Genomic DNA, 17,777 nt, shown 5'->3' on the forward strand with positions numbered 1-17,777 from the left:
AAGGCTCACCGCGATGCTGAGCCGAATTGGATCGACACTGCGCCGCTGGCGCCGCCGCTTCAGCCGAAGCGAATGGATGGCGCACCTGCTCGGCCTCTCCACCAGCGAGAGCACTCCCAGCGATCCGGGTCTGATCCTGATTCAGGTGGATGGCCTCGCCTACCCGGAATTCAAGCGGGCCATGGCCAAAGGGCGCCTGCCGTTCATGAAACGGCTGATGAAGAAGGAGCACTACCATCTCGAGCGTCTCTACCCGGGAATACCCACCACCACCCCGGCGGTGCAGGCGGAACTCTTCTACGGCGAGCGCCAGATAGTGCCGGCGTTCGGCTTTATGCTGCACGAAACCGGTGAGCTGGGCCGCATGTACGACCCGGGCGTGGCGGCCCTGGTGGAAAAGCGCCTGCAGAAGAAAAACCGCAATCCGCTACTCAAGGGCGGAAGCTGCTATCTCAGCCTGTTCCGCGCCGGCACCGAACACGGCGAAGCGCACTTCTGTCCCGCCGATCAGGGCTGGGGGCCGGCACTGCGTGAAGCGAGCCCGTGGACGGTTTTCCTGCTGCTGCTGACCAACGCCTGGAGCCTGGTGCGCACCGGAGCTCTGGTGGTGGTGGAATTCGTGCTCGCACTGGTGGACTGTATTCGCGGGGTCATTCAGGGGCAGGACCTGATGCGCGAGCTGATGTTCGTGCCGACTCGCGTCGCCGTCACTATCTTGATGCGTGAGCTCTGTACAATCGGTGTCAAGATCGATATCGCGCGCGGGCTGCCGATCATCTACGTCAATATGCTCGGCTACGATGAACAGTCGCACCGCCGTGGGCCGCGTTCGGCGTTCGCGCACTGGGTGCTGAAGGGCATCGATGACGCCATCGGTCGCATCTGGCGCGCCGCCCACGCGTCAGACCGCCGCCACTACGACGTATGGATTTTTTCCGATCACGGCCAGGAACAGACCATACCTTACGAGGATCACTACGGCCGCAGCCTCGGCGATGCCCTGTCCGACGCGCTGTCGGAGCTGTCGGCGACGCCGAGTGTTCACCGCCGCAAGAGCGGCCATGGCGTGCAACTGGAGCGCGCGCGCCTGTTCGGCAGTGAGTGGATCGAGAAGATGATCCCGGAAGACGAGTCAGTCACGGGAGACCGCAACTCGCCGCTGGCACTGGCGGCCCTCGGCCCCCTGGCCATGCTCTATAACGTGGAACTGAACAGCCACAGTCGGGCAGACGTTGCGCGGCTGATCGTCGAGAAAGCCAAGGTGCCCCTGGTTCTCTACCGCGCCAATCCCGACGAGCGCGACTCTCCGGTCCACGGCTGGTGGAGACACGGCCCCGTGCGACTGCCGGAAGACGGGCCGAAACTGCTGGGCAGTGCCCATCAGTTTCCGCAACAGTCCATCGCCGACATGATCCGGCTCTGCAGTCATCCGGACGCCGGCGATTTCATGATGTACGGCTGGTGCGATGGCCAGGAACCGCCCCTCACCTTCGCGATGGAAAACGGCAGTCACGGCGGCGCCGGCCCCAACGAGACACAGGCGTTTGCGTTGATGCCGGAGGATATTCCGCCTCCGGATCCGAAGCGGGGTTACTGGCGCCCGGGAGAACTGCGCCGCACGGCACGCGCCTACCTGCGCGGGGTCAAACCCATGGCGGTCAAACAGCGCCCGCAGCGCCTCAAGACGCTGCGCGTCATGACCTACAACGTTCACAGCTGCCGCGGCCTGGACGGCAAGCTGTCGCCCCAGCGCATCGCGCGGGTCATCGCCCGCTACCAGCCGGATGTCGTCGCGCTGCAGGAACTGGACGTGATGCGCGAGCGCAGCGGAAGCCTGGATCAGGCCGAGCGCCTGGCGCGACTGCTGGCCATGGATGTCCATTTCCAGCCGGCCTTACACATGGAAGAGGAGCGCTACGGCGATGCCATCCTGACCCACCTCCCGGTGCGGCTGGTAAAAAAGGGCATCCTGCCGGGGCCGCCGCCCGGGCAGAGCACACTGTTCAATCCCGCCGCTGATGAGCCCCGCGGCGCGGTCTGGGTCGAGGTGCAACACAACGGGCAGAAACTGCATATCTTCAACACCCACCTGGGGCTGTCCAAAGGCGAACGCCTGCGCCAGGTGGATGCCCTGCTGGGACCAGAATGGCTCGGCCACCCGAACTGCGACGGCGCCAAGATACTGCTCGGGGATTTCAATACCCTGCCCAACTCGGCCGAGTGCAGGCGACTGGCCGGACACCTCCGCGACGCCCAGGTGCAGGCGCCCAACCACAGCCCACAGGGCACCTTCTTCAGCCGCATGCCGACGTTGCGCATCGATCACGTCTACGTCAGCCCGAATATCGATGTCAAAGGGGTATTGGTCCCGCAGACGGAACTGACCCGTCAGGCCTCCGACCACCTGCCGCTGATCGTCGACATAGAGCTGCCGGGCGGCGAAAGTTGAGGGGCGATGAGGTTGAATTCCGGCGCCAGTGCCCCAATCTATGGGCTTGAGTGTGCGGTACAAACCCGCATCGAAAACAGGGTTTTTACCGAATGGTGACGAATCGGCAGCCTGACGTGGCGAACTGTCAGGTCGACTTGATGGTCCAAACCACTGTCTATATGATTCTCGTATCTTTCAATAGCAGGAGTAGCTAATGCAGCCGCAAGTCTATACCCAAACCCGCGCAGTGGATCGCTCGGAAACGGCCAAGGTACTGCGTAATACCTATGCCCTTCTGGCCATGACCGTGCTGTTCAGCGCCTTTACCGCCGGTATCGCCATGGCGGTGGGCATGAGCCGCGGCGTTGGCATCATCTGTTCCCTGGCAGCTCTGGGCCTGATCTGGTTCGTACTGCCACGCACCGCCAACTCCGGTAAAGGTATCGGGGTTGTATTCGCGTTTACCGGCCTGCTCGGCGCATCGCTGGGCCCGATCCTGAACTACTACGTATCGGCCGGTGCCGGTCAGGTCATCACCCAGGCGCTAGGCACCACCGCGCTGATTTTCTTTGCGCTGTCCGCCTACGTGCTGACCACCCGCAAGGATTTCAGCTTCATGGGCGGTTTCCTGTTCGTCGGCCTGATCGCGGTGCTGGTCTGCGCGCTCGGCATGATGATTGCCAGCTTCTTCGGCGTGCACATGCCGCTGGCCAGCGTGGCTCTGAGTGGCGTGATCGCCCTGCTGTTCTCCGGCTTCATCCTGTATGACACAAGCCGCATCGTGAACGGTGGCGAGACCAACTACATCATGGCGACCACGTCCCTGTACATCTCGATTCTGAACCTGTTCACCAGCCTGCTGCACATCTTCGGCTTCGCATCCGACGATTAAGTCTCCGCAGCGATCTGTGTCAGAATCAATGCCCCGCACTGCGGGGCATTTTACTATTCGGCCCCGTATGAAATTTTCACTCGCCGTCTACTCAGCCCCCCACTCCGCACAAGCCGCCGCCAGCGCGCTGCGCTTCGCCCGCGCGCTGCTGCACGAAGGACACGAGTTGTACCGGGTCTTTTTCTACTGCGACGGCGTGCACATCGGCAGCAGTCTCAGCACGCCGCCGCAGGATGAGTTGGATCTGCTGGCCGGCTGGCAGGCACTGCAGCAACAGCACCAGCTGGATCTCGTGGTCTGTATCGCCGCCGCCCAGCGCCGCGGCGTCCTCAGTGACAGCGAGGCAAACCGGCTGGAAAAACCCGCCGCCAACCTCGCACCGGGATTCGAGCTGGCCGGGCTCGGGCAGCTGGCCGATGCGGTGGCGCAGTCGGACCGACTGATAACTTTCGGAGGCTGATTGTGACAAAACGCCTACTCGCCCTGTGCCGTCAGGCACCCTACGGTAACGCCTTGGCCCGCGAAGGTCTGGAAGCCATTCTGGCGGCCGCCGCCATGGAACAGGTTGCCGATATACTGTTTTGCGGCGATGGCGTCTTCCAGTTGCTGCCGGAACAGCTCCCGGCCGACATCGAGCAGAAGAGCCTGCAGCGCAACCTGCAGGCGCTGCCCGTGTTCGGTGTCGAGCAGGCCTTCATCTGTAGCAAGAGCCTGGCGCAGCGCGGCCTCGACATCGACACGTTGGTCCAGGGCGAATTGGTACTGGTGCCCGTCGATGACAGCGCTGCGTTGATCGCCAGTTACGATTCAGTCCTGAGTTTCTGAACATGACCCTGCATATTGTCAGCAAGTCCCCCTTCTCCAGCACCGCGCTCAGTGACTGCCTCGACGCCTTTGGTGACGGTGACGCACTGCTGCTGATCGAAGACGGTGTCTACGCGCTCAGCGGGCGCATGGCCGAGCAGCCGGCTGTGAAGCCGGTATACTGTCTCGCAGCCGATGCGGCCGCCCGCGGACTGCAGATACCCGCCTCGGTAACCGCCGTCGATGACGCCGGCTGGGTGGCGCTGTGCACCGAACACAATCCTATTGTCAGCTGGTTTAAGTGATGCGAAGTATTCTGATAGATGACCGGGAAATCCCTCTGGACAAGGAGGGATTTCTGCGCGAACTGGACGACTGGACGCCCGTCGTGGCGGAGCAGCTGGCCCGCGCCGAAGGTATCGAACTGACTGACGCCCACTGGGAAATCATCGAGCTGTTGCAGCAGTTTTACCGCGAATTCGAGCTGTCACCGGCGATGCGCCCGCTGGTCAAATATATCGGCCAGCATCTCGGTGCTGAAAAGGGGCGCAGCATCTACCTGATGCAGCTGTTCCCGCCGAGTCCGGCGAAAATCGGCAGCAAGATTGCCGGCCTACCCAAACCGACCAACTGCCTGTAACAGCCCATCACACGTGCAGTATCACACGGCGCTTGCCGCGGTGATGGCGGTGTTCCCACAGGTAGATCCCCTGCCAGGTTCCCAACATCAACCGGCCACTCTGTACCGGAATTGACAGGCTGGTGGCCGTCAACGCGGCCTTGATGTGTGCCGGCATATCGTCCGGGCCTTCCAGCGTGTGCGTATAGAGGCTATCGTTTTCGGGTACCAGCCGGCTTAACCAGTTCTCCAGGTCTACCCGCGCGCTGGGATCGGCGTTCTCCTGGATCAGCAGGCTCGCGGAGGTGTGCTGGATAAACAGCGTGCAGAGGCCCTCATCAACGCCCTGCCCGGCCAGCCAGTCGGATACCTGCTCGGTAAACTCGTGTAGCCCCTGGCCCCGAACTACTATTCCTATCTCACCAATTGCCATGTGGTTTCCTATACACTTTCCTTTACAATGCGCGCCCGCTCGTAGATTCAGACTGCATTCTAATATGGCGATACACCGCGTAAATACCGACGACTACCCGGAGCAGCTTCAGCACAAAGCCACGCGCCTGCGCGAGGCCTTCAGTGCATTTACGGATCTGCAACCGGAGGTATTCCCGTCACCGCCCGAACACTACCGGCTGCGCGCCGAGTTCAAGGTGTGGCAGGAAAAAGGCCGGGCGCATTACGCCATGTATCGCCAGGGCGAATACAAGCAGCCGTTTATCATCGACGAATTCACCGTCGGCTCCGAGCTGATGAATCGGTTGATGCCGCAAGTACTCGAAGCAGTCAACGACAGCGAAGTACTGCGCAAGCGGCTGTTCTCGGCGGAATTCCTGACCACCCTGAGCGGCGACGCGCTGATCACGCTGATCTACCACAAGCAGCTGGACGAAGAATGGGAAGCCGCGGCCCGCGCGCTGCAGCAGAAAATCGGTTATCCGATTATCGGGCGCTCGCGCAAACAGAAAGTCGTGCTGGAGCGCGACTATGTCACCGAACGGTTACAGATTGGCGACAAAACCTATCAGTACAAGCAGGTGGAAGGGAGCTTCACTCAGCCGAATGGCGAGATCTGCCGCGCGATGATTGGCTGGGCCAAGGATGCCTGCAGGGACAGCGAGGGCGACTTGCTGGAACTCTACTGCGGCAATGGCAACTTCACTATTCCGCTGTGCGAGCACTTCGACAAGGTGCTGGCGACGGAAATCTCCAAAGTCTCGGTCAATTCTGCCCAGGAAAATATCCGTGCAAATGGCGTGACCAATCTGGACATAGTGCGGTTATCGAGTGAGGAATTCACCCAGGCGATCGACAAGGTGCGCCCCTTCCGACGCCTGAAAGATATCGATCTGGACAGCTACGATTTCTCCACCGTACTGGTGGATCCGCCGCGCGCTGGGCTGGATAACGACACCTGCGCGATGGTGGCCCGTTTCCCGCGTATCCTGTATATCTCCTGCAACCCGGAGACACAGCTGGAGAACCTGCGGGAACTGAGCAAGACCCACCGGGTCGAGCGCTTCGCGCTGTTCGATCAGTTTCCCTATACCGACCACACCGAGTCGGGCCTGTTGCTGGTGCGCAAATAGTGCGAACGTCGTCGTGCCGGCGCAGGCCGGCATGACAAATCAGAAAGACCGGCCGAGAATCCGGCGCGCCGCGTCCAGCGCAAAATCCTTGTATTCTTCCTCGATCTTTGCCATTTCCATCTCGTACTGAAACTGCTTCTTGCGCGGCAGTTTTTTCCAGTCATTCAGAATCGGAATATGGTTGGTCTTCTCGGCAACCTGATAAAAGGCCACGAACTCGTCCCGCACGCCCTGCTCCACTTGCAGCGCGTCCAGCAGTACCCGAATACGAATCGAGGCCTCGGTCAGGCCGACGCCGTCGTCCAGCAGGGTACGGGCGATAATCTGGATACTGTCATTCACGCGCTGGCGCTGATCGGCCGCAGCCTGTTCCAGCTCCGCCAGCTGTTGCGCCTGGGTCTTCTGCGCAACCTTCAGCCGGCGCAGGTAATGTCCTGCCACTACGGCGAGAGCGAAAATAATCAGCGCGGCCACGATCAGCAGCCAGGTCGGAAATGCACTCATCTGTAAATTACCTCTAGCAGTGCCAGCCCCAGGCTGGCGGTGACGATGGAAAGCAGCGTGCTCAGCGCGACAATATTGGCCGCGAGCTGACTGTTGCCCCCCATTGCGCGCGCCATGATAAACGAAACGGTGGCGCTAGGCGCGGCCGCAAGCAGCAGCAACACGCCCATGGCCTGCGGATCCAGCCGCAACAGCCAGCCAAAGGCCAGCAGCACTGCCGGTACCGCCAGCAGCTTGAACGCCACGGCCCCGAAGGCAGTCAACGAGCTGCGCCGCAGCAGGCTGAAATCCAGGCTGGCGCCGATGCACAGCAGTGCCAGCGGCAGCGTAACGGAAGCCAGGTAATTGCCGGTCTGCAGCAGGATTTCCGGAAACTGCAGGCCGAGCTGCCGACAGAACAGCGCCAGCACTATGGCAATGATCAGTGGGTTCTGGGCGATATCGCGCCCGAGCCTGCGCCAGCTGAATTTGACTTCCTGGCTGTACACCGCAAAAAGCGTGACCGCGGTCAGGTTGTACACAATCGTCACCACCGCCATCACCAGCGCCGCCTGGGCCAGACCGCTGCTGCCGTAGGCATTGGCCGCCCAGGCGAGGCCGATAATGCCCAGGTTGCCGCGGAAGGCGCCCTGAATAAAGGCGCTGCGGTCACCAATCGCCAGCGGCCGCGCCGCCAACCAGGCCAGCGGAATGGTGATCAGGGTACCAAGGAATCCCGCCGCCAACAGCGGCAACTGCTCGCCCAGCTCCGCTTCCGCGGTGAAGATCTTGATAAATAGCAGTACCGGCAGCGTGACCATAAACACCAGCCGCGAGGCGTCGTCGACAAACGCCTCGCGCAACAGGCCGATATTGGCCAGCCAGTAGCCGATCAGCAGCGTCAGGAAGATAGGCCCGGTGACCGACAGGGCGGAGGAGAGGGTCTCCATCGAGAGTTATGCGCCTTCCACTTCGGATTCGGCCTCGCCCTCCAACTCGGGTTCCGGCAGGGATTTGAACTCGGTGGAATCGGCCTGCTCGCGCAGGTCCGCAGCGATTTGCTTGCGGGTCTTGGCGCCGAGCTTGCGCAGGCTGTCGATCCGCTTCACCGCGTTGCCGCGGCCGGTGGCCAGGCGTTTGTACGTCTGCTGGTAGGCCTCTTCCGCCTGACGCAGGCGGCCGCCGAGATCGTCAAGGGATTCCAATACCATCGCGAACTGATCGTGCAGCTTGCCGGCCTCGTCGGCAATCTTCTCGGCGTTCTTGTTCTGTTTCTCGTAACGCCAGATATTTTCCACCGTGCGCAGCGTTGCCATCAGGCTGGTGGGGCTGACCAGCACGATCTGTTTTTCGTAGGCGAAGCGGAACAGTTCCGGATCGGCCTGCATCGCCAGCATGTAGGCGGCCTCGATGGGCACGAAGATGAATACGAAATCCAGTGTGCGGACGCCCTCGAGCTGCTCGTAGGCCTTCTTGTTCAGACCGGTGATGTGCGCGCGCAGGGAATTCACGTGCTGTTTCAGCGCCTGGGTCCGTTCCTCGTCCGTTTCGGCGGAGCTGTAGCGCTCGTAGTCCACCAGCGACACTTTCGAGTCGATGATCAGATCCTTGTTTTCCGGCAGCCGCACGATCACGTCCGGCTGGCGGCGGCGACCGTCGCTGGTGATGGTCACTTGCGTCTCGTACTCGCGGCCCTTCTGCAGACCGGACTCCTCGAGCAACCTTTCCAACACCACCTCGCCCCAGTTGCCCTGGATCTTGCGGTCGCCCTTCAGCGCCGACGTCAGGTTCAGGGCCTCGTCACTGATGCGCTGGGTCTGCTCGCGCAGCGCCTTGATCTGGCCGAGCAGGCTGTTGCGCTCGGCGTTCTCGCGGTCGTAGACATGCTCCACCCGCTTGCGGAAATCCCCCAGCTGGCGCTCCAGCGGATCGAGGCTCTTGCGCAGACTGTCCTCACTGCGGCGCACGAACGCCTGCTGCTTCTCCTCGAAGATACGGTTGGCCAGGTTCTCGAACTGTTCCGCCATCGCCTTGCGGGTCTGCTCGAGCAGCTGGCGCTGCTCCGCCAGAGCCGCCTCACTTTTCTCCACCAGCACCTGGCTGCGGGTCAGCCGCTGCAGCTTGTCTTCCAGCTCGGTGCGCAGGGTCTGCACCTCGTGGGACAACTCCGCCTCGCGCTCGCGGCTGCCGTCCAGGCGGGCCTGGGCCACCTGCAGTTCCGCTGCCGTCTGCGCCAGCTTGCGCCGCGCACCGGATCCGGCGAGCCAGAACACCAGCCCCAGTAAGAACGCCAGGGCAATACCCGCAAGGATCGCGTGTTCGAGGCTCAGCTGCAGTGGAAAGGTTGGCATTGGTTCGCTAATACTCCCTGTAAATTGAGGTATTCTTCCGGGACGGATTTTGTCGTCGGGAAATCGAAGTTATCTATGCAGACACAAAGCGCCCATTCTAACAGCTTGCCCCCCAGCGCGCTGATCTTCGACTCGGGCGTGGGCGCCATCAGTATTGCGCGGGAAATCCGCCACCTGCTGCCGGGGCTGACCCTGCACTTCGGCATCGATAACGGCTTCTATCCATACGGCACCAAAAGCGAAGCGGAGCTGCGGCCGCGTATCGTCGAGCAGGCCAGCGCCATGATGGCGCGCAGCCAGGCCGACATTCTCGTGGTGGGCTGCAACACCGCCAGCACTCTCGCCCTGCCCCAATTGCGCGAAACGCTCGACCAACCGGTAGTGGGCGTGGTACCGGCGGTAAAACCCGCCGCCGCGGCCACCCGCACCCGCACCATCGCCCTGATCGCCACCGAGGGCACCGTCAACCGGAACTACACCCGCGACCTGATTGAACAGTTCGCCAACGGCAACCGCGTGATCAATGTACCGGCGCCGGAGCTGGTGCACCTGGCGGAAGCCAAGCTCCGCGGCGAAACGGTCACCGAAGCCGACCTGGAGCCGGTCCTGCACCGGATCTTCCACACCGCCGGCGGCGACCGGGTGGACATCGCCGTACTGGCCTGCACCCACTTCCCGCTGCTGCGGGACGAACTGGATCGCTACGCCCCCCGCAGCATCCAATGGCTGGACTCCGGCGCGGCCATCGCCCGGCGGGTGCAGTGGTGGCTGGGTGAGCTGAACCTGGACCTCCCCGCCAGCCCCGGGCAGAGCTTGCTGCTGACCAGCACTGCGGACAGCGACGGCCGCATCGCCGGGGCCTTCGCCGAGTTTGCGCCCCGCATCGAATCCCTTGCCAGCTGACGATCGACTGCCAAATCCCGGTTGACAGCTCCGCCACAAACCGCGACCGTTAATCTCACAATCACAAGCCCGAACTGGTGCCCCGACTCCATGCTGCAACCGGCATTCCCCGTCCTGGAAATCCTCGCACAACTCCCCCCGGGAGGCCTGCTGCTGACCCCGAACAACCGCCTGCGCAACCGCTGCCGGCAGGTCTACGCCACCCGGCAGGAGCCCGGTAGCTGCTGGGCACCGCCACCGGTGGAATCCCTGCAGGGCTGGCTCGACAAGCTGTGGTTCGAGCTGCAGCGGCGCGGCTGGACCCCGGCCATGAAACAGGTGCTGAACCGGGAACAGCGCCAGCTGCTGTGGCAGCGCGCCTTGGACCAGGCCCTCGAGCGCGAGCTGCTGAACAGCCAGCAACTGTGCCGCGATGCCGACGGCGCGCTGGCGCAGTTGCTGCAGTGGCAGCTGGTCACGGATATCGACCGGATCGACACCGCACTGGAGCCGCTGCTGGAACAGTTCGCACTGACGCTGAACCGGGATCAGCTGCCGCTGATTGCGCTGATCAAGGCCTTCGCCCACCAGCTCCACACCCACAATGCGATCACGCCGGACCAGCGCGACCAGCTGATTCTGCGCGCACTGCACGAAGGCGTGATTTCCAAGCTGCCGCAGATAGATACGGCCGGCTTCGCACAGATATCACCGCTGGCCGACGCCATCATTCAGGCCGCCGCGGACACGGTAAACTCGCGCCCATCCATGGAGCGCAAAGCGGAAGTCCGTAAAGCCCCCTGCCAGGACCTGCAGGACGAGCTGTACCAGGCCGCCCGCTGGGCCGCCGGCAAACTCGACGGCAATCCGCACGCCAGCGTCGGTATCGTCGTCAACAACCTCGGTCAGTGTCGCGCGCAGGTAGAGGCCATCTTCACCCGCGTACTCGAACCGCAATATCTGGATCCGCGCCAGCCGCGTTACACGCTGCCGTTCAACTTCTCCGCCGGTACACCACTGGCGCAGACACCGATTGGTAGCGGCGCCCTGCAGTTGCTGGAACTGTTGCGGGACGAATGGGACTACTCGCAGCTGCGTAATCTGCTGTTCAGCCCCTTCTGGGGCGACGAAGACGAAATACAGTTGCGCGCCGCCCTGTTCCGCCGCCTGCAGAAGCTCGAGTTGCGCCGTATCGACGGCGCAACCCTGCGCTACTGGGCCGAGCGCGTAGCACAGGGTCTGCAGCTGGAGTCACCACAGCTGCCGCGCCAGCTGGAGAAGCTGGGTGACTGGCAACGCCGCTGGCAACGTGCACCGACGGAAATCTGGGCCGCGCGTTTCTCCGACGCTCTCGCCGCCCTCGGCTGGCCCGGCCCGCGCAACCCGGACAGCCAGGAATACCAGCAACTGATGCACTGGGAGAGCGCACTCGAAGACCTGGCCGCATTGTCCGCCTACGGCGGCAGCCTGACCCTGACCCAGGCACTGCAGCAGCTGCGCCAGATCGCCAGTCGTACGCCGTTCCAGGCCCAGACCCATGACGGACCGCTGCAGATTCTCGGCGTGCTCGAGGCCGGCGGCCTCGCCTTCGACCACCTGCGCCTGGTGGGCTTCGGCCAGCAGCAGTGGCCGCCGGCGCCGGCGCCCAATCCGCTGCTGCCGGTGCAGTGGCAGAAGCACTGGAAAATGCCGCGTGCCAGCGCCGAACGCGAACTGGAGCTGGCACGCGAACTGAGTGACGACCTACTCAACGCCAGCACCGATATCGTCATCAGCTACGCCGCCGAGCAAGACGGTGTACACCAGGGATTGAGCAGCCTGTTCGGCAGCCCGGCAGCCACTGCCCCGATCGAATCCGATGCGCTACGCGATCACTGCACGCAGCTGGACGGCGCCACCGCACTGGACAGGGTCGCCGACGACCGGCTGCCGCCACTGACGCCCGCAGACTGCGAGCGCGTGCGCGGCGGTGCCTCGGTGCTGAAGGCCCAGGCGCTGTGCCCGCTGAATGCACAGCTGCGCTACCGCCTCGGCGCGAACGGGTTTATGCAACCGAATATCGGCCTCAATCCGGCGGAGCGCGGCAATATCGTCCACCAGGTACTGGCGGAGTTCTGGCAGCAGTGCGGCGACGTCGCCCACCTGCAGTCCCAGAGCGAAGAAAACCGGCGCGAACAGACCGAACACGCGATCGAGAATTCTCTGCGCAACGTGCGTAAGAAGCACACCCACCTGCCCGCAGGCTTCTGGGCCATGGAACAGCAGCGCTTGCGGCGGCTGCTGGAGCAGTGGCTGCAACTGGAGGCCAACCGCCCGGCGTTTGCGGTGGAAAAGATCGAATGGGAGCAGCAGGTGGAAATCGGCGGACTGCAGTTCAACTTGCGCCTCGACCGGCTCGACCAGCTCGCCAGCGGGGAACAGCTGGTGATCGACTACAAGACCGGCACACCGAGCATCAGGGACTGGCTGGGTGAGCGTATCCGCGAACCGCAGCTGCCGCTGTACGCGCTTTTTCAGCCCAGCGCCCGCGCCATCGCCTTCGGCCAGGTGCGCAATGGCGACTGCAAGTGGAGCGGTTGCGGCGAACTGGAACAGCCCATCGACGGCGTCAAGGCGGTCGCCGATACGCAAAAAGATTCACCCTATGCGACATGGGACGAACTGATCCAGCACTGGCAGCACGGCCTGCAATTGCTGGCCGACGAATTCCGCAACGGCGTGGCGAACCTGACATTCGACCGCCCAGCGGATAATGACAGCGAACTATGGCCCCTGAACCGCTGGCCGGAACGGGAGCAGCAAGCAGAATGACAGAAGCAGTGATTCCAAATCCGATCCGCCAGCCCGTGGATGCCGACGCACGCAGCCGCGCGCTGGATATTACCCGGAGTTTCGCCGTGTCCGCCCCGGCCGGCTCCGGCAAGACCGGCCTGTTGACCCAACGGGTGCTGAAACTGCTCGCCAGCTGCCAACAGCCCGAAGAAGTATTGGCGATCACCTTTACCCGCAAGGCCGCCGGCGAAATGCGCGAGCGTTTGATCGAGGCATTGCAGCAAGCGCGCGACACCGAGCGCCCGGACAACCCCCACGACGCCATCACCTGGGATCTGGCCAGCCAGCTGCTCGCCCGCGATGCGGAACTGAACTGGCAGTTGTTGCAGATGCCGCAGCGCCTGCGTATCCAGACCATCGACGGTCTGTGCCGCAGCCTCGCCAGCCAGCTGCCGATCGAGAGCGGCTTAGGGGCACCGGGTGAGCCGCTGGAGCAGACGCAGATCGCGTTCGAGATGGCGGTGGTGAACCTGCTTAGGCACCTCGACGGCGAGACACCGGACAGTGACCTGCAGCAGTTATTGTTGCACCTGGACAACGACCTCGGCCAGTTGAACAAACTGCTGCAGATACTGCTGGAAAAGCGCGAACAATGGCTCGGGCCGCTGCTCAATGTCGGTCGGGAAGGCGCGCAGGATTATTTCCATTTCGCCATTGACGAACTGGTGGCGGAGAATCTCGGCGACCTCGCCAGCGCGCTGCGCGGCTATGCCGGCGAGCTGATTGAACTGGCCAGTTATGCCGGCCAGAACCTGCAGCGGGACAACCCCGGCCACCCGTTGTCTGCCTGCGCGGAGCTGGACGCCCTGCCGGAGGCGGACAACGGCGCCCTGCCCGTTTGGCTGGCGCTGACTGAACTGCTGGTGACCGGCAAGGGAGACATCCGCAAGGCGGTCGACAAGCGTGTGGGTTTTCCTGCAGTTGACAAGAAAAACCCAGAAACGGCGCTTGCCAATGAATACAAGGCACGGATCAAGGATCTGCTGGCGGAACTCAGCGGTAACCAACCCCTACTCGACGCCATCAACGAAGTGCGCAAGCTGCCTTCGGGCCTGCAGGAAAGCCAGTGGCAACTGCTGCAGGCGCTGGCACAGGTGCTGCCCAAACTGGTCGCAGAACTGAAACTGGTCTTCCAGCAGCTGGGCGCCACCGATTACACGGAAGTTGCGCAGGCCGCGCTGATCGCGCTCGGCCACAGCGACGAGCCCACCGACCTGGCGCTGAAGCTGGATGTACAGACCAAGCATATCCTCGTCGACGAGTTCCAGGACACCTCGCAGACACAGCTGCAGCTGCTGGAAAAACTCACCGCCGGCTGGGAGCCGAATGACGGCCGCACGCTGTTTATCGTCGGCGATGGCATGCAGTCTTGTTACGGCTTCCGCAACGCCAACGTGGGGATTTTCCTCGATGCGCGCGCCCGTGGTATCGGCGAGGTCCAACTGGAGCCATTGGACCTGCAGGTGAATTTCCGCTCCGAGGGTGCGGTGGTGGAATGGGTCAACAGCACATTCCAGCGGGCGTTCCCGGCCGAGGACAATATCAGCCGTGGCGCCGTGCGCTACCTCAACTCCCACGCGTTCAAGGACACGAAGTGGCCGGCACCGGCGGTGAATTTCTACGGCTGCATCGATGATGACGAGCGCAGCCGCGAGGCACAGCAGGTCGTGGAGCTGGTGCAACGGCTGCAGGCAGAAGATCGCGGCGGGCGTATCGCGATCCTGGTGCGCAAGAAAAGGCACCTCGGCCGTGTACTGCCCGCCCTGAGCGCCGCCGGTATCAGCTACCAGGCACCGGACCTGGCGCCGCTGGCGAGTAAGATGGTGGTATTGGATCTGCTCAGCCTGACTCGCGCCCTGCTCGATCCCAGCGACCGCATCAGCTGGCTGGCGCTGCTGCGCGCCCCCTGGTGCGGGCTGCAACTGCCGGACCTGTACACGCTGGCCAACTGGAACAACGGCGATCTGGCACCGACCGATACCAGCGCGCGCCCGCTACTGCTGGCGCTGCGGGAAATCGATGATATCCAGCTGCTAAGCGACGACGGCCGCGCTCTCCTCCAGCGCGCGGCCGGCCCGATACTGCAGGCCTGGCAGCAGCGTGGCCGCAAGCCGCTGCGCACCTGGATCGAGGGACTGTGGCTGGCGCTCGGTGGACCCGCCACCGTCACGCAAAAGAGTGATCTGGATAACGTACAGGACTTCTTCCAGTTGCTGGAGAAGTTCGACAGCGGCGGCGCCATCGCCGACTGGCAGCAGTTCTACAACGCACTGGAAAAGCTCTTCGCCCGCCCCGGCCAGGATGCGTCGGTGCAGGTGATGACGATCCACAAGTCCAAGGGCCTGGAATTCGAGCACGTGCTGATTCCCGGCCTGGACCAGGGTGGCAAGCCCGGCGGCGACCAGCTGCTGCGCTGGGCCGAATGGCTGAACCGCGACGGCGACAGCCGCTTCCTGCTCGCACCGAAGAGCGCCCGCGGCGACAGCGATCCGCTGTTCGACTACCTGCGCTACGACAACAGCGAGCGCGAGCGCCTGGAGGGAACGCGCCTCTTGTACGTTGGCTGCACCCGCGCCATCCGTTCACTGCACCTGCTCGCCTGCGTCAATCGTGACGAAAAGAAAGGCGACCTGAAAGCGCCGGGGGCCGCCGCGCTGCTCGCCAGCATCTGGCCGACGATCCGCGCCGACGAGGACAGCGCCTGGTGCCAATGGCTGGAAACACCGGAAGACGCCCAACAAGCGGAGCGCGCAGCCGGTAATCGCGACTATCTGCTGCGCCTGCCGCAGCAGTGGCAGGTGCCGGCCATGCCAAAGCAGGACTGGCTGGCGCAGTACCGCATGCCGGACTATCTGCCAGCTGAAACTGGCGAAGCCAACATCCCTGAACTCGGCCAGGTGGCGCTGCGCTGGCTGCGCCATGCGGGCACGGTCGCCCACGAGACGCTGGCCAATATCGCCGAAACGGACCTGCAGGACTGGAATGTCGAACGCGTGCAACAGCAGCGCCCGCTTTGGCAGTTGCGCCTCGGCCAGCTCGGCCTCTACGGCAGCGGGCTGGAGAAGGCCAGGGACAAGGTCGAGCAGGCCGTAGTCAAAGCGCTCGACTGCGACACCGGCCGCTGGCTGCTCGACGGCAGTCACCGGGACTCCGCCTGCGAGCTGGAACTGCACAGCGGCGGCCGCCAGCTGCGCCGTGCCATCGTCGACCGCACCTTTATCGACAAAGACGGCGTGCGCTGGATTGTCGATTACAAGACCGCCGAGCCGGCTGCCGACGAGGACGAGCAGGACTTCATCGCCACCCAGCTGGAGCGCTACCGCGGCCAGCTCGACGCCTATCGCAAGCTGTTCTACGCCCGCGGCGAACGCCATATCCGCTGCGCCCTCTACTTTCCGCTACTGCAAAAACTGGCGGAACTGTCCTGATCCGCCAGCAAGCGGACTCCTACAAACTGCCACGCTGTAGGAGTCCCTTTGCCGGCGCAAGCCCTGGCGCGCAATAAGCCATTTGGTTACAAATGAAACCCTCGCCCTGCCCCGGGTGGCTGAGTAGGATGGGTGGCCCGTTTTGCGCGCCGCGCCTAGCGGTAGATGGACCAGAGTAATTAGTGAACGCCATGACCACACAGCAGTTCGACGACTTAAATGTCGTCTCCCAGGAAGTACTGATCAGCCCGGAGCAGCTGAAGGAAGAACTCCCGATCAGCGATGCTGCCGAGGCCAGCGTGGCCGCAGGCCGCGCCGCAGTACGCGATATCCTCGATCGCAAGGATCACCGCCTGATGGTAGTGATCGGCCCCTGCTCCGTACACGACGTGGACGCCGCCATCGACTATGCGCAGCGCCTGAAGAAGGTTGCGGACCAGGTGTCCGACACCCTGCTGATTGTCATGCGCGTCTATTTTGAGAAGCCGCGCACTACCGTCGGCTGGAAGGGCCTGATCAACGACCCATTCCTGAACGACTCCTTCAAGATTCAGGACGGCCTGCATATCGGCCGCAAGCTGCTGCTGGATATCGCCGAACTGGGCCTACCCACCGCCACCGAGGCGCTGGATCCGATCTCGCCGCAGTACCTGCAGGACCTGATCTCCTGGTCCGCCATCGGCGCGCGCACCACCGAATCCCAGACCCACCGCGAGATGGCCAGCGGCCTGTCCTCAGCCGTGGGCTTCAAGAACGGCACCGACGGCAGCCTGGACGTGGCCATCAATGCACTGCAGTCCACCGCCAACCCGCACCGCTTCCTCGGTATCAACAAGGAAGGACAGGTGGCGATCATCCACACCGCCGGCAATAAATACGGCCACGTGGTGCTGCGCGGCGGTAACGACAAGCCGAACTACGACTCTGTCAGCGTCGCCGTGTGCGAGCAAGAGCTGCGCAGCGCTGGCCTGACGCCAAACATCATGGTCGACTGCAGCCACGCCAACTCCAACAAAAACCACGAGCTACAGCCGCTGGTAGTCGACAACGTCACCCACCAGATCCTGGACGGCAACCAGTCCATTATCGGCATCATGGTGGAGAGCAACCTGAAGGCCGGCAACCAGAAAATCCTGGATGACCACAGCCAGATGGAATACGGCGTATCGGTGACGGACAAGTGTATCGACTGGGAGACCACTGAATCGCTGCTGCTGAAGATGGCGGAGCAGTTGCGGGAGCCGCTGAAGGCTCGCAGCAGCTAATCATTCCCATTTGCTATCAACGAAAAAGGGTCGGCATTGCCGACCTTTTTTTTGCTCTTGTAACTATCCAGTGAACAACGTCAACGAAAATCGCCACCACCGGCGCATACGGAGCCATCTAGTCGTGCGAGCAATGCGCGGTAATGACAGTTGAGAGTAACCACTGCTGCTGTCGGGCAAATACACAGGGCGAGTGTATTGTCA

15 protein-coding genes are annotated in these 17,777 nt (G+C 63.0%); 11 read left to right on the forward strand and 4 right to left on the reverse strand.

Annotated features, from left to right (window positions below; all coding sequences use genetic code 11):
* Nucleotides 1–13: 13 nt before the first annotated feature.
* From BLW36_RS03065 to BLW36_RS03090, 6 genes are all read left to right on the forward strand, one after another.
* Nucleotides 14–2,449 (forward strand): endonuclease/exonuclease/phosphatase family protein, encoded by a 2,436-nt coding sequence (locus BLW36_RS03065; RefSeq protein ID WP_091385020.1) that lies wholly within the window; start codon nucleotides 14–16, stop codon nucleotides 2,447–2,449.
* Nucleotides 2,450–2,645: 196 nt separating this feature from the next.
* Nucleotides 2,646–3,323 carry a Bax inhibitor-1/YccA family protein gene (locus BLW36_RS03070; RefSeq protein ID WP_091385021.1) on the forward strand — a complete coding sequence of 226 codons (678 nt, stop codon included), beginning with the start codon at nucleotides 2,646–2,648 and terminating at the stop codon, nucleotides 3,321–3,323.
* Between the two features lie 67 nt (nucleotides 3,324–3,390).
* Nucleotides 3,391–3,783, forward strand: coding sequence for a sulfurtransferase complex subunit TusD (gene tusD / locus BLW36_RS03075; protein WP_091385023.1), 393 nt, complete (start codon nucleotides 3,391–3,393; stop codon nucleotides 3,781–3,783).
* Between the two features lie 2 nt (nucleotides 3,784–3,785).
* The gene (gene tusC, locus BLW36_RS03080; RefSeq protein WP_091385025.1) at nucleotides 3,786–4,148 is read left to right on the forward strand and encodes a sulfurtransferase complex subunit TusC; all 363 of its coding nucleotides are present in this window, start codon (nucleotides 3,786–3,788) and stop codon (nucleotides 4,146–4,148) included.
* A gap of 2 nt (nucleotides 4,149–4,150) precedes the next feature.
* Nucleotides 4,151–4,432 carry a sulfurtransferase complex subunit TusB gene (gene tusB / locus BLW36_RS03085; protein ID WP_091385028.1) on the forward strand — a complete coding sequence of 94 codons (282 nt, stop codon included), beginning with the start codon at nucleotides 4,151–4,153 and terminating at the stop codon, nucleotides 4,430–4,432.
* Nucleotides 4,432–4,767 carry a TusE/DsrC/DsvC family sulfur relay protein gene (locus BLW36_RS03090; protein ID WP_091385030.1) on the forward strand — a complete coding sequence of 112 codons (336 nt, stop codon included), beginning with the start codon at nucleotides 4,432–4,434 and terminating at the stop codon, nucleotides 4,765–4,767. Before tusB ends, BLW36_RS03090 begins: the two co-directional genes overlap by 1 nt.
* A gap of 7 nt (nucleotides 4,768–4,774) precedes the next feature.
* Here BLW36_RS03090 and BLW36_RS03095 read toward each other — a convergent pair whose 3' ends face one another.
* Nucleotides 4,775–5,179, reverse strand: a complete 405-nt coding sequence (locus BLW36_RS03095; RefSeq protein ID WP_091385032.1) for a secondary thiamine-phosphate synthase enzyme YjbQ — start codon at nucleotides 5,177–5,179, stop codon at nucleotides 4,775–4,777.
* A 64-nt stretch (nucleotides 5,180–5,243) separates the two neighbouring features.
* Between BLW36_RS03095 and trmA the strand changes: the two genes are divergently transcribed.
* Nucleotides 5,244–6,332: a tRNA (uridine(54)-C5)-methyltransferase TrmA gene (gene trmA / locus BLW36_RS03100; RefSeq protein ID WP_091385034.1), complete on the forward strand. Its 1,089-nt coding sequence runs from the start codon at nucleotides 5,244–5,246 to the stop codon at nucleotides 6,330–6,332.
* Nucleotides 6,333–6,371: 39 nt separating this feature from the next.
* Here trmA and BLW36_RS03105 read toward each other — a convergent pair whose 3' ends face one another.
* Genes BLW36_RS03105 through BLW36_RS03115 form a run of 3 tightly spaced genes read right to left on the reverse strand, consistent with a single transcriptional unit; the run spans nucleotide 6,372 to nucleotide 9,166 of the window.
* Nucleotides 6,372–6,836, reverse strand: a complete 465-nt coding sequence (locus BLW36_RS03105; RefSeq protein WP_091385036.1) for a DUF2489 domain-containing protein — start codon at nucleotides 6,834–6,836, stop codon at nucleotides 6,372–6,374.
* Entirely contained in the window at nucleotides 6,833–7,765 is a 933-nt protein-coding gene (locus BLW36_RS03110) for an AEC family transporter (protein WP_091385038.1), read from the reverse strand. The genes BLW36_RS03105 and BLW36_RS03110 overlap by 4 nt, the downstream gene beginning before the upstream one ends.
* A 6-nt stretch (nucleotides 7,766–7,771) precedes the next feature.
* Nucleotides 7,772–9,166: a DNA recombination protein RmuC gene (locus BLW36_RS03115; RefSeq protein ID WP_091385040.1), complete on the reverse strand. Its 1,395-nt coding sequence runs from the start codon at nucleotides 9,164–9,166 to the stop codon at nucleotides 7,772–7,774.
* Nucleotides 9,167–9,241: 75 nt separating this feature from the next.
* On the opposite strand from BLW36_RS03115, the gene murI reads away from it, so the two are divergent.
* The 4 genes from murI (at nucleotide 9,242) to BLW36_RS03135 (ending at nucleotide 17,573) form a co-directional block, all read left to right on the forward strand.
* Nucleotides 9,242–10,069 (forward strand): glutamate racemase, encoded by an 828-nt coding sequence (gene murI / locus BLW36_RS03120; protein WP_091385042.1) that lies wholly within the window; start codon nucleotides 9,242–9,244, stop codon nucleotides 10,067–10,069.
* Between the two features lie 90 nt (nucleotides 10,070–10,159).
* A complete protein-coding gene (locus BLW36_RS03125) occupies nucleotides 10,160–12,859 on the forward strand; it encodes a PD-(D/E)XK nuclease family protein (protein WP_091385044.1) in 2,700 nt (899 codons plus the stop codon).
* Entirely contained in the window at nucleotides 12,856–16,308 is a 3,453-nt protein-coding gene (locus BLW36_RS03130) for a UvrD-helicase domain-containing protein (RefSeq protein ID WP_091385046.1), read from the forward strand. The genes BLW36_RS03125 and BLW36_RS03130 overlap by 4 nt, the downstream gene beginning before the upstream one ends.
* Nucleotides 16,309–16,499: 191 nt before the next feature.
* A complete protein-coding gene (locus tag BLW36_RS03135) occupies nucleotides 16,500–17,573 on the forward strand; it encodes a 3-deoxy-7-phosphoheptulonate synthase (RefSeq protein ID WP_091385048.1) in 1,074 nt (357 codons plus the stop codon).
* The last annotated feature ends 204 nt before the right edge of the window (nucleotides 17,574–17,777 follow it).

Origin of the sequence: Microbulbifer marinus (genome assembly GCF_900107725.1) — a bacterium.
Taxonomy (GTDB): Bacteria; Pseudomonadota; Gammaproteobacteria; order Pseudomonadales; family Cellvibrionaceae; genus Microbulbifer; species Microbulbifer marinus.

What these genes read in the sequence shown, in the direction of transcription:
- BLW36_RS03065 (WP_091385020.1), top strand. Translation starts at nt 14, where the DNA reads ATGCTGAGCCGAATTGGATCGACACTGCGCCGCTGGCGCCGCCGCTTC.
- BLW36_RS03070 (WP_091385021.1), top strand. Translation starts at nt 2,646, where the DNA reads ATGCAGCCGCAAGTCTATACCCAAACCCGCGCAGTGGATCGCTCGGAA.
- tusD (WP_091385023.1), top strand. Translation starts at nt 3,391, where the DNA reads ATGAAATTTTCACTCGCCGTCTACTCAGCCCCCCACTCCGCACAAGCC.
- tusB (WP_091385028.1), top strand. Translation starts at nt 4,151, where the DNA reads ATGACCCTGCATATTGTCAGCAAGTCCCCCTTCTCCAGCACCGCGCTC.
- BLW36_RS03090 (WP_091385030.1), top strand. Translation starts at nt 4,432, where the DNA reads ATGCGAAGTATTCTGATAGATGACCGGGAAATCCCTCTGGACAAGGAG.
- BLW36_RS03095 (WP_091385032.1), bottom strand. Translation starts at nt 5,179, where the DNA reads ATGGCAATTGGTGAGATAGGAATAGTAGTTCGGGGCCAGGGGCTACAC.
- trmA (WP_091385034.1), top strand. Translation starts at nt 5,244, where the DNA reads ATGGCGATACACCGCGTAAATACCGACGACTACCCGGAGCAGCTTCAG.
- BLW36_RS03105 (WP_091385036.1), bottom strand. Translation starts at nt 6,836, where the DNA reads ATGAGTGCATTTCCGACCTGGCTGCTGATCGTGGCCGCGCTGATTATT.
- BLW36_RS03110 (WP_091385038.1), bottom strand. Translation starts at nt 7,765, where the DNA reads ATGGAGACCCTCTCCTCCGCCCTGTCGGTCACCGGGCCTATCTTCCTG.
- BLW36_RS03115 (WP_091385040.1), bottom strand. Translation starts at nt 9,166, where the DNA reads ATGCCAACCTTTCCACTGCAGCTGAGCCTCGAACACGCGATCCTTGCG.
- murI (WP_091385042.1), top strand. Translation starts at nt 9,242, where the DNA reads ATGCAGACACAAAGCGCCCATTCTAACAGCTTGCCCCCCAGCGCGCTG.
- BLW36_RS03125 (WP_091385044.1), top strand. Translation starts at nt 10,160, where the DNA reads ATGCTGCAACCGGCATTCCCCGTCCTGGAAATCCTCGCACAACTCCCC.
- BLW36_RS03130 (WP_091385046.1), top strand. Translation starts at nt 12,856, where the DNA reads ATGACAGAAGCAGTGATTCCAAATCCGATCCGCCAGCCCGTGGATGCC.
- BLW36_RS03135 (WP_091385048.1), top strand. Translation starts at nt 16,500, where the DNA reads ATGACCACACAGCAGTTCGACGACTTAAATGTCGTCTCCCAGGAAGTA.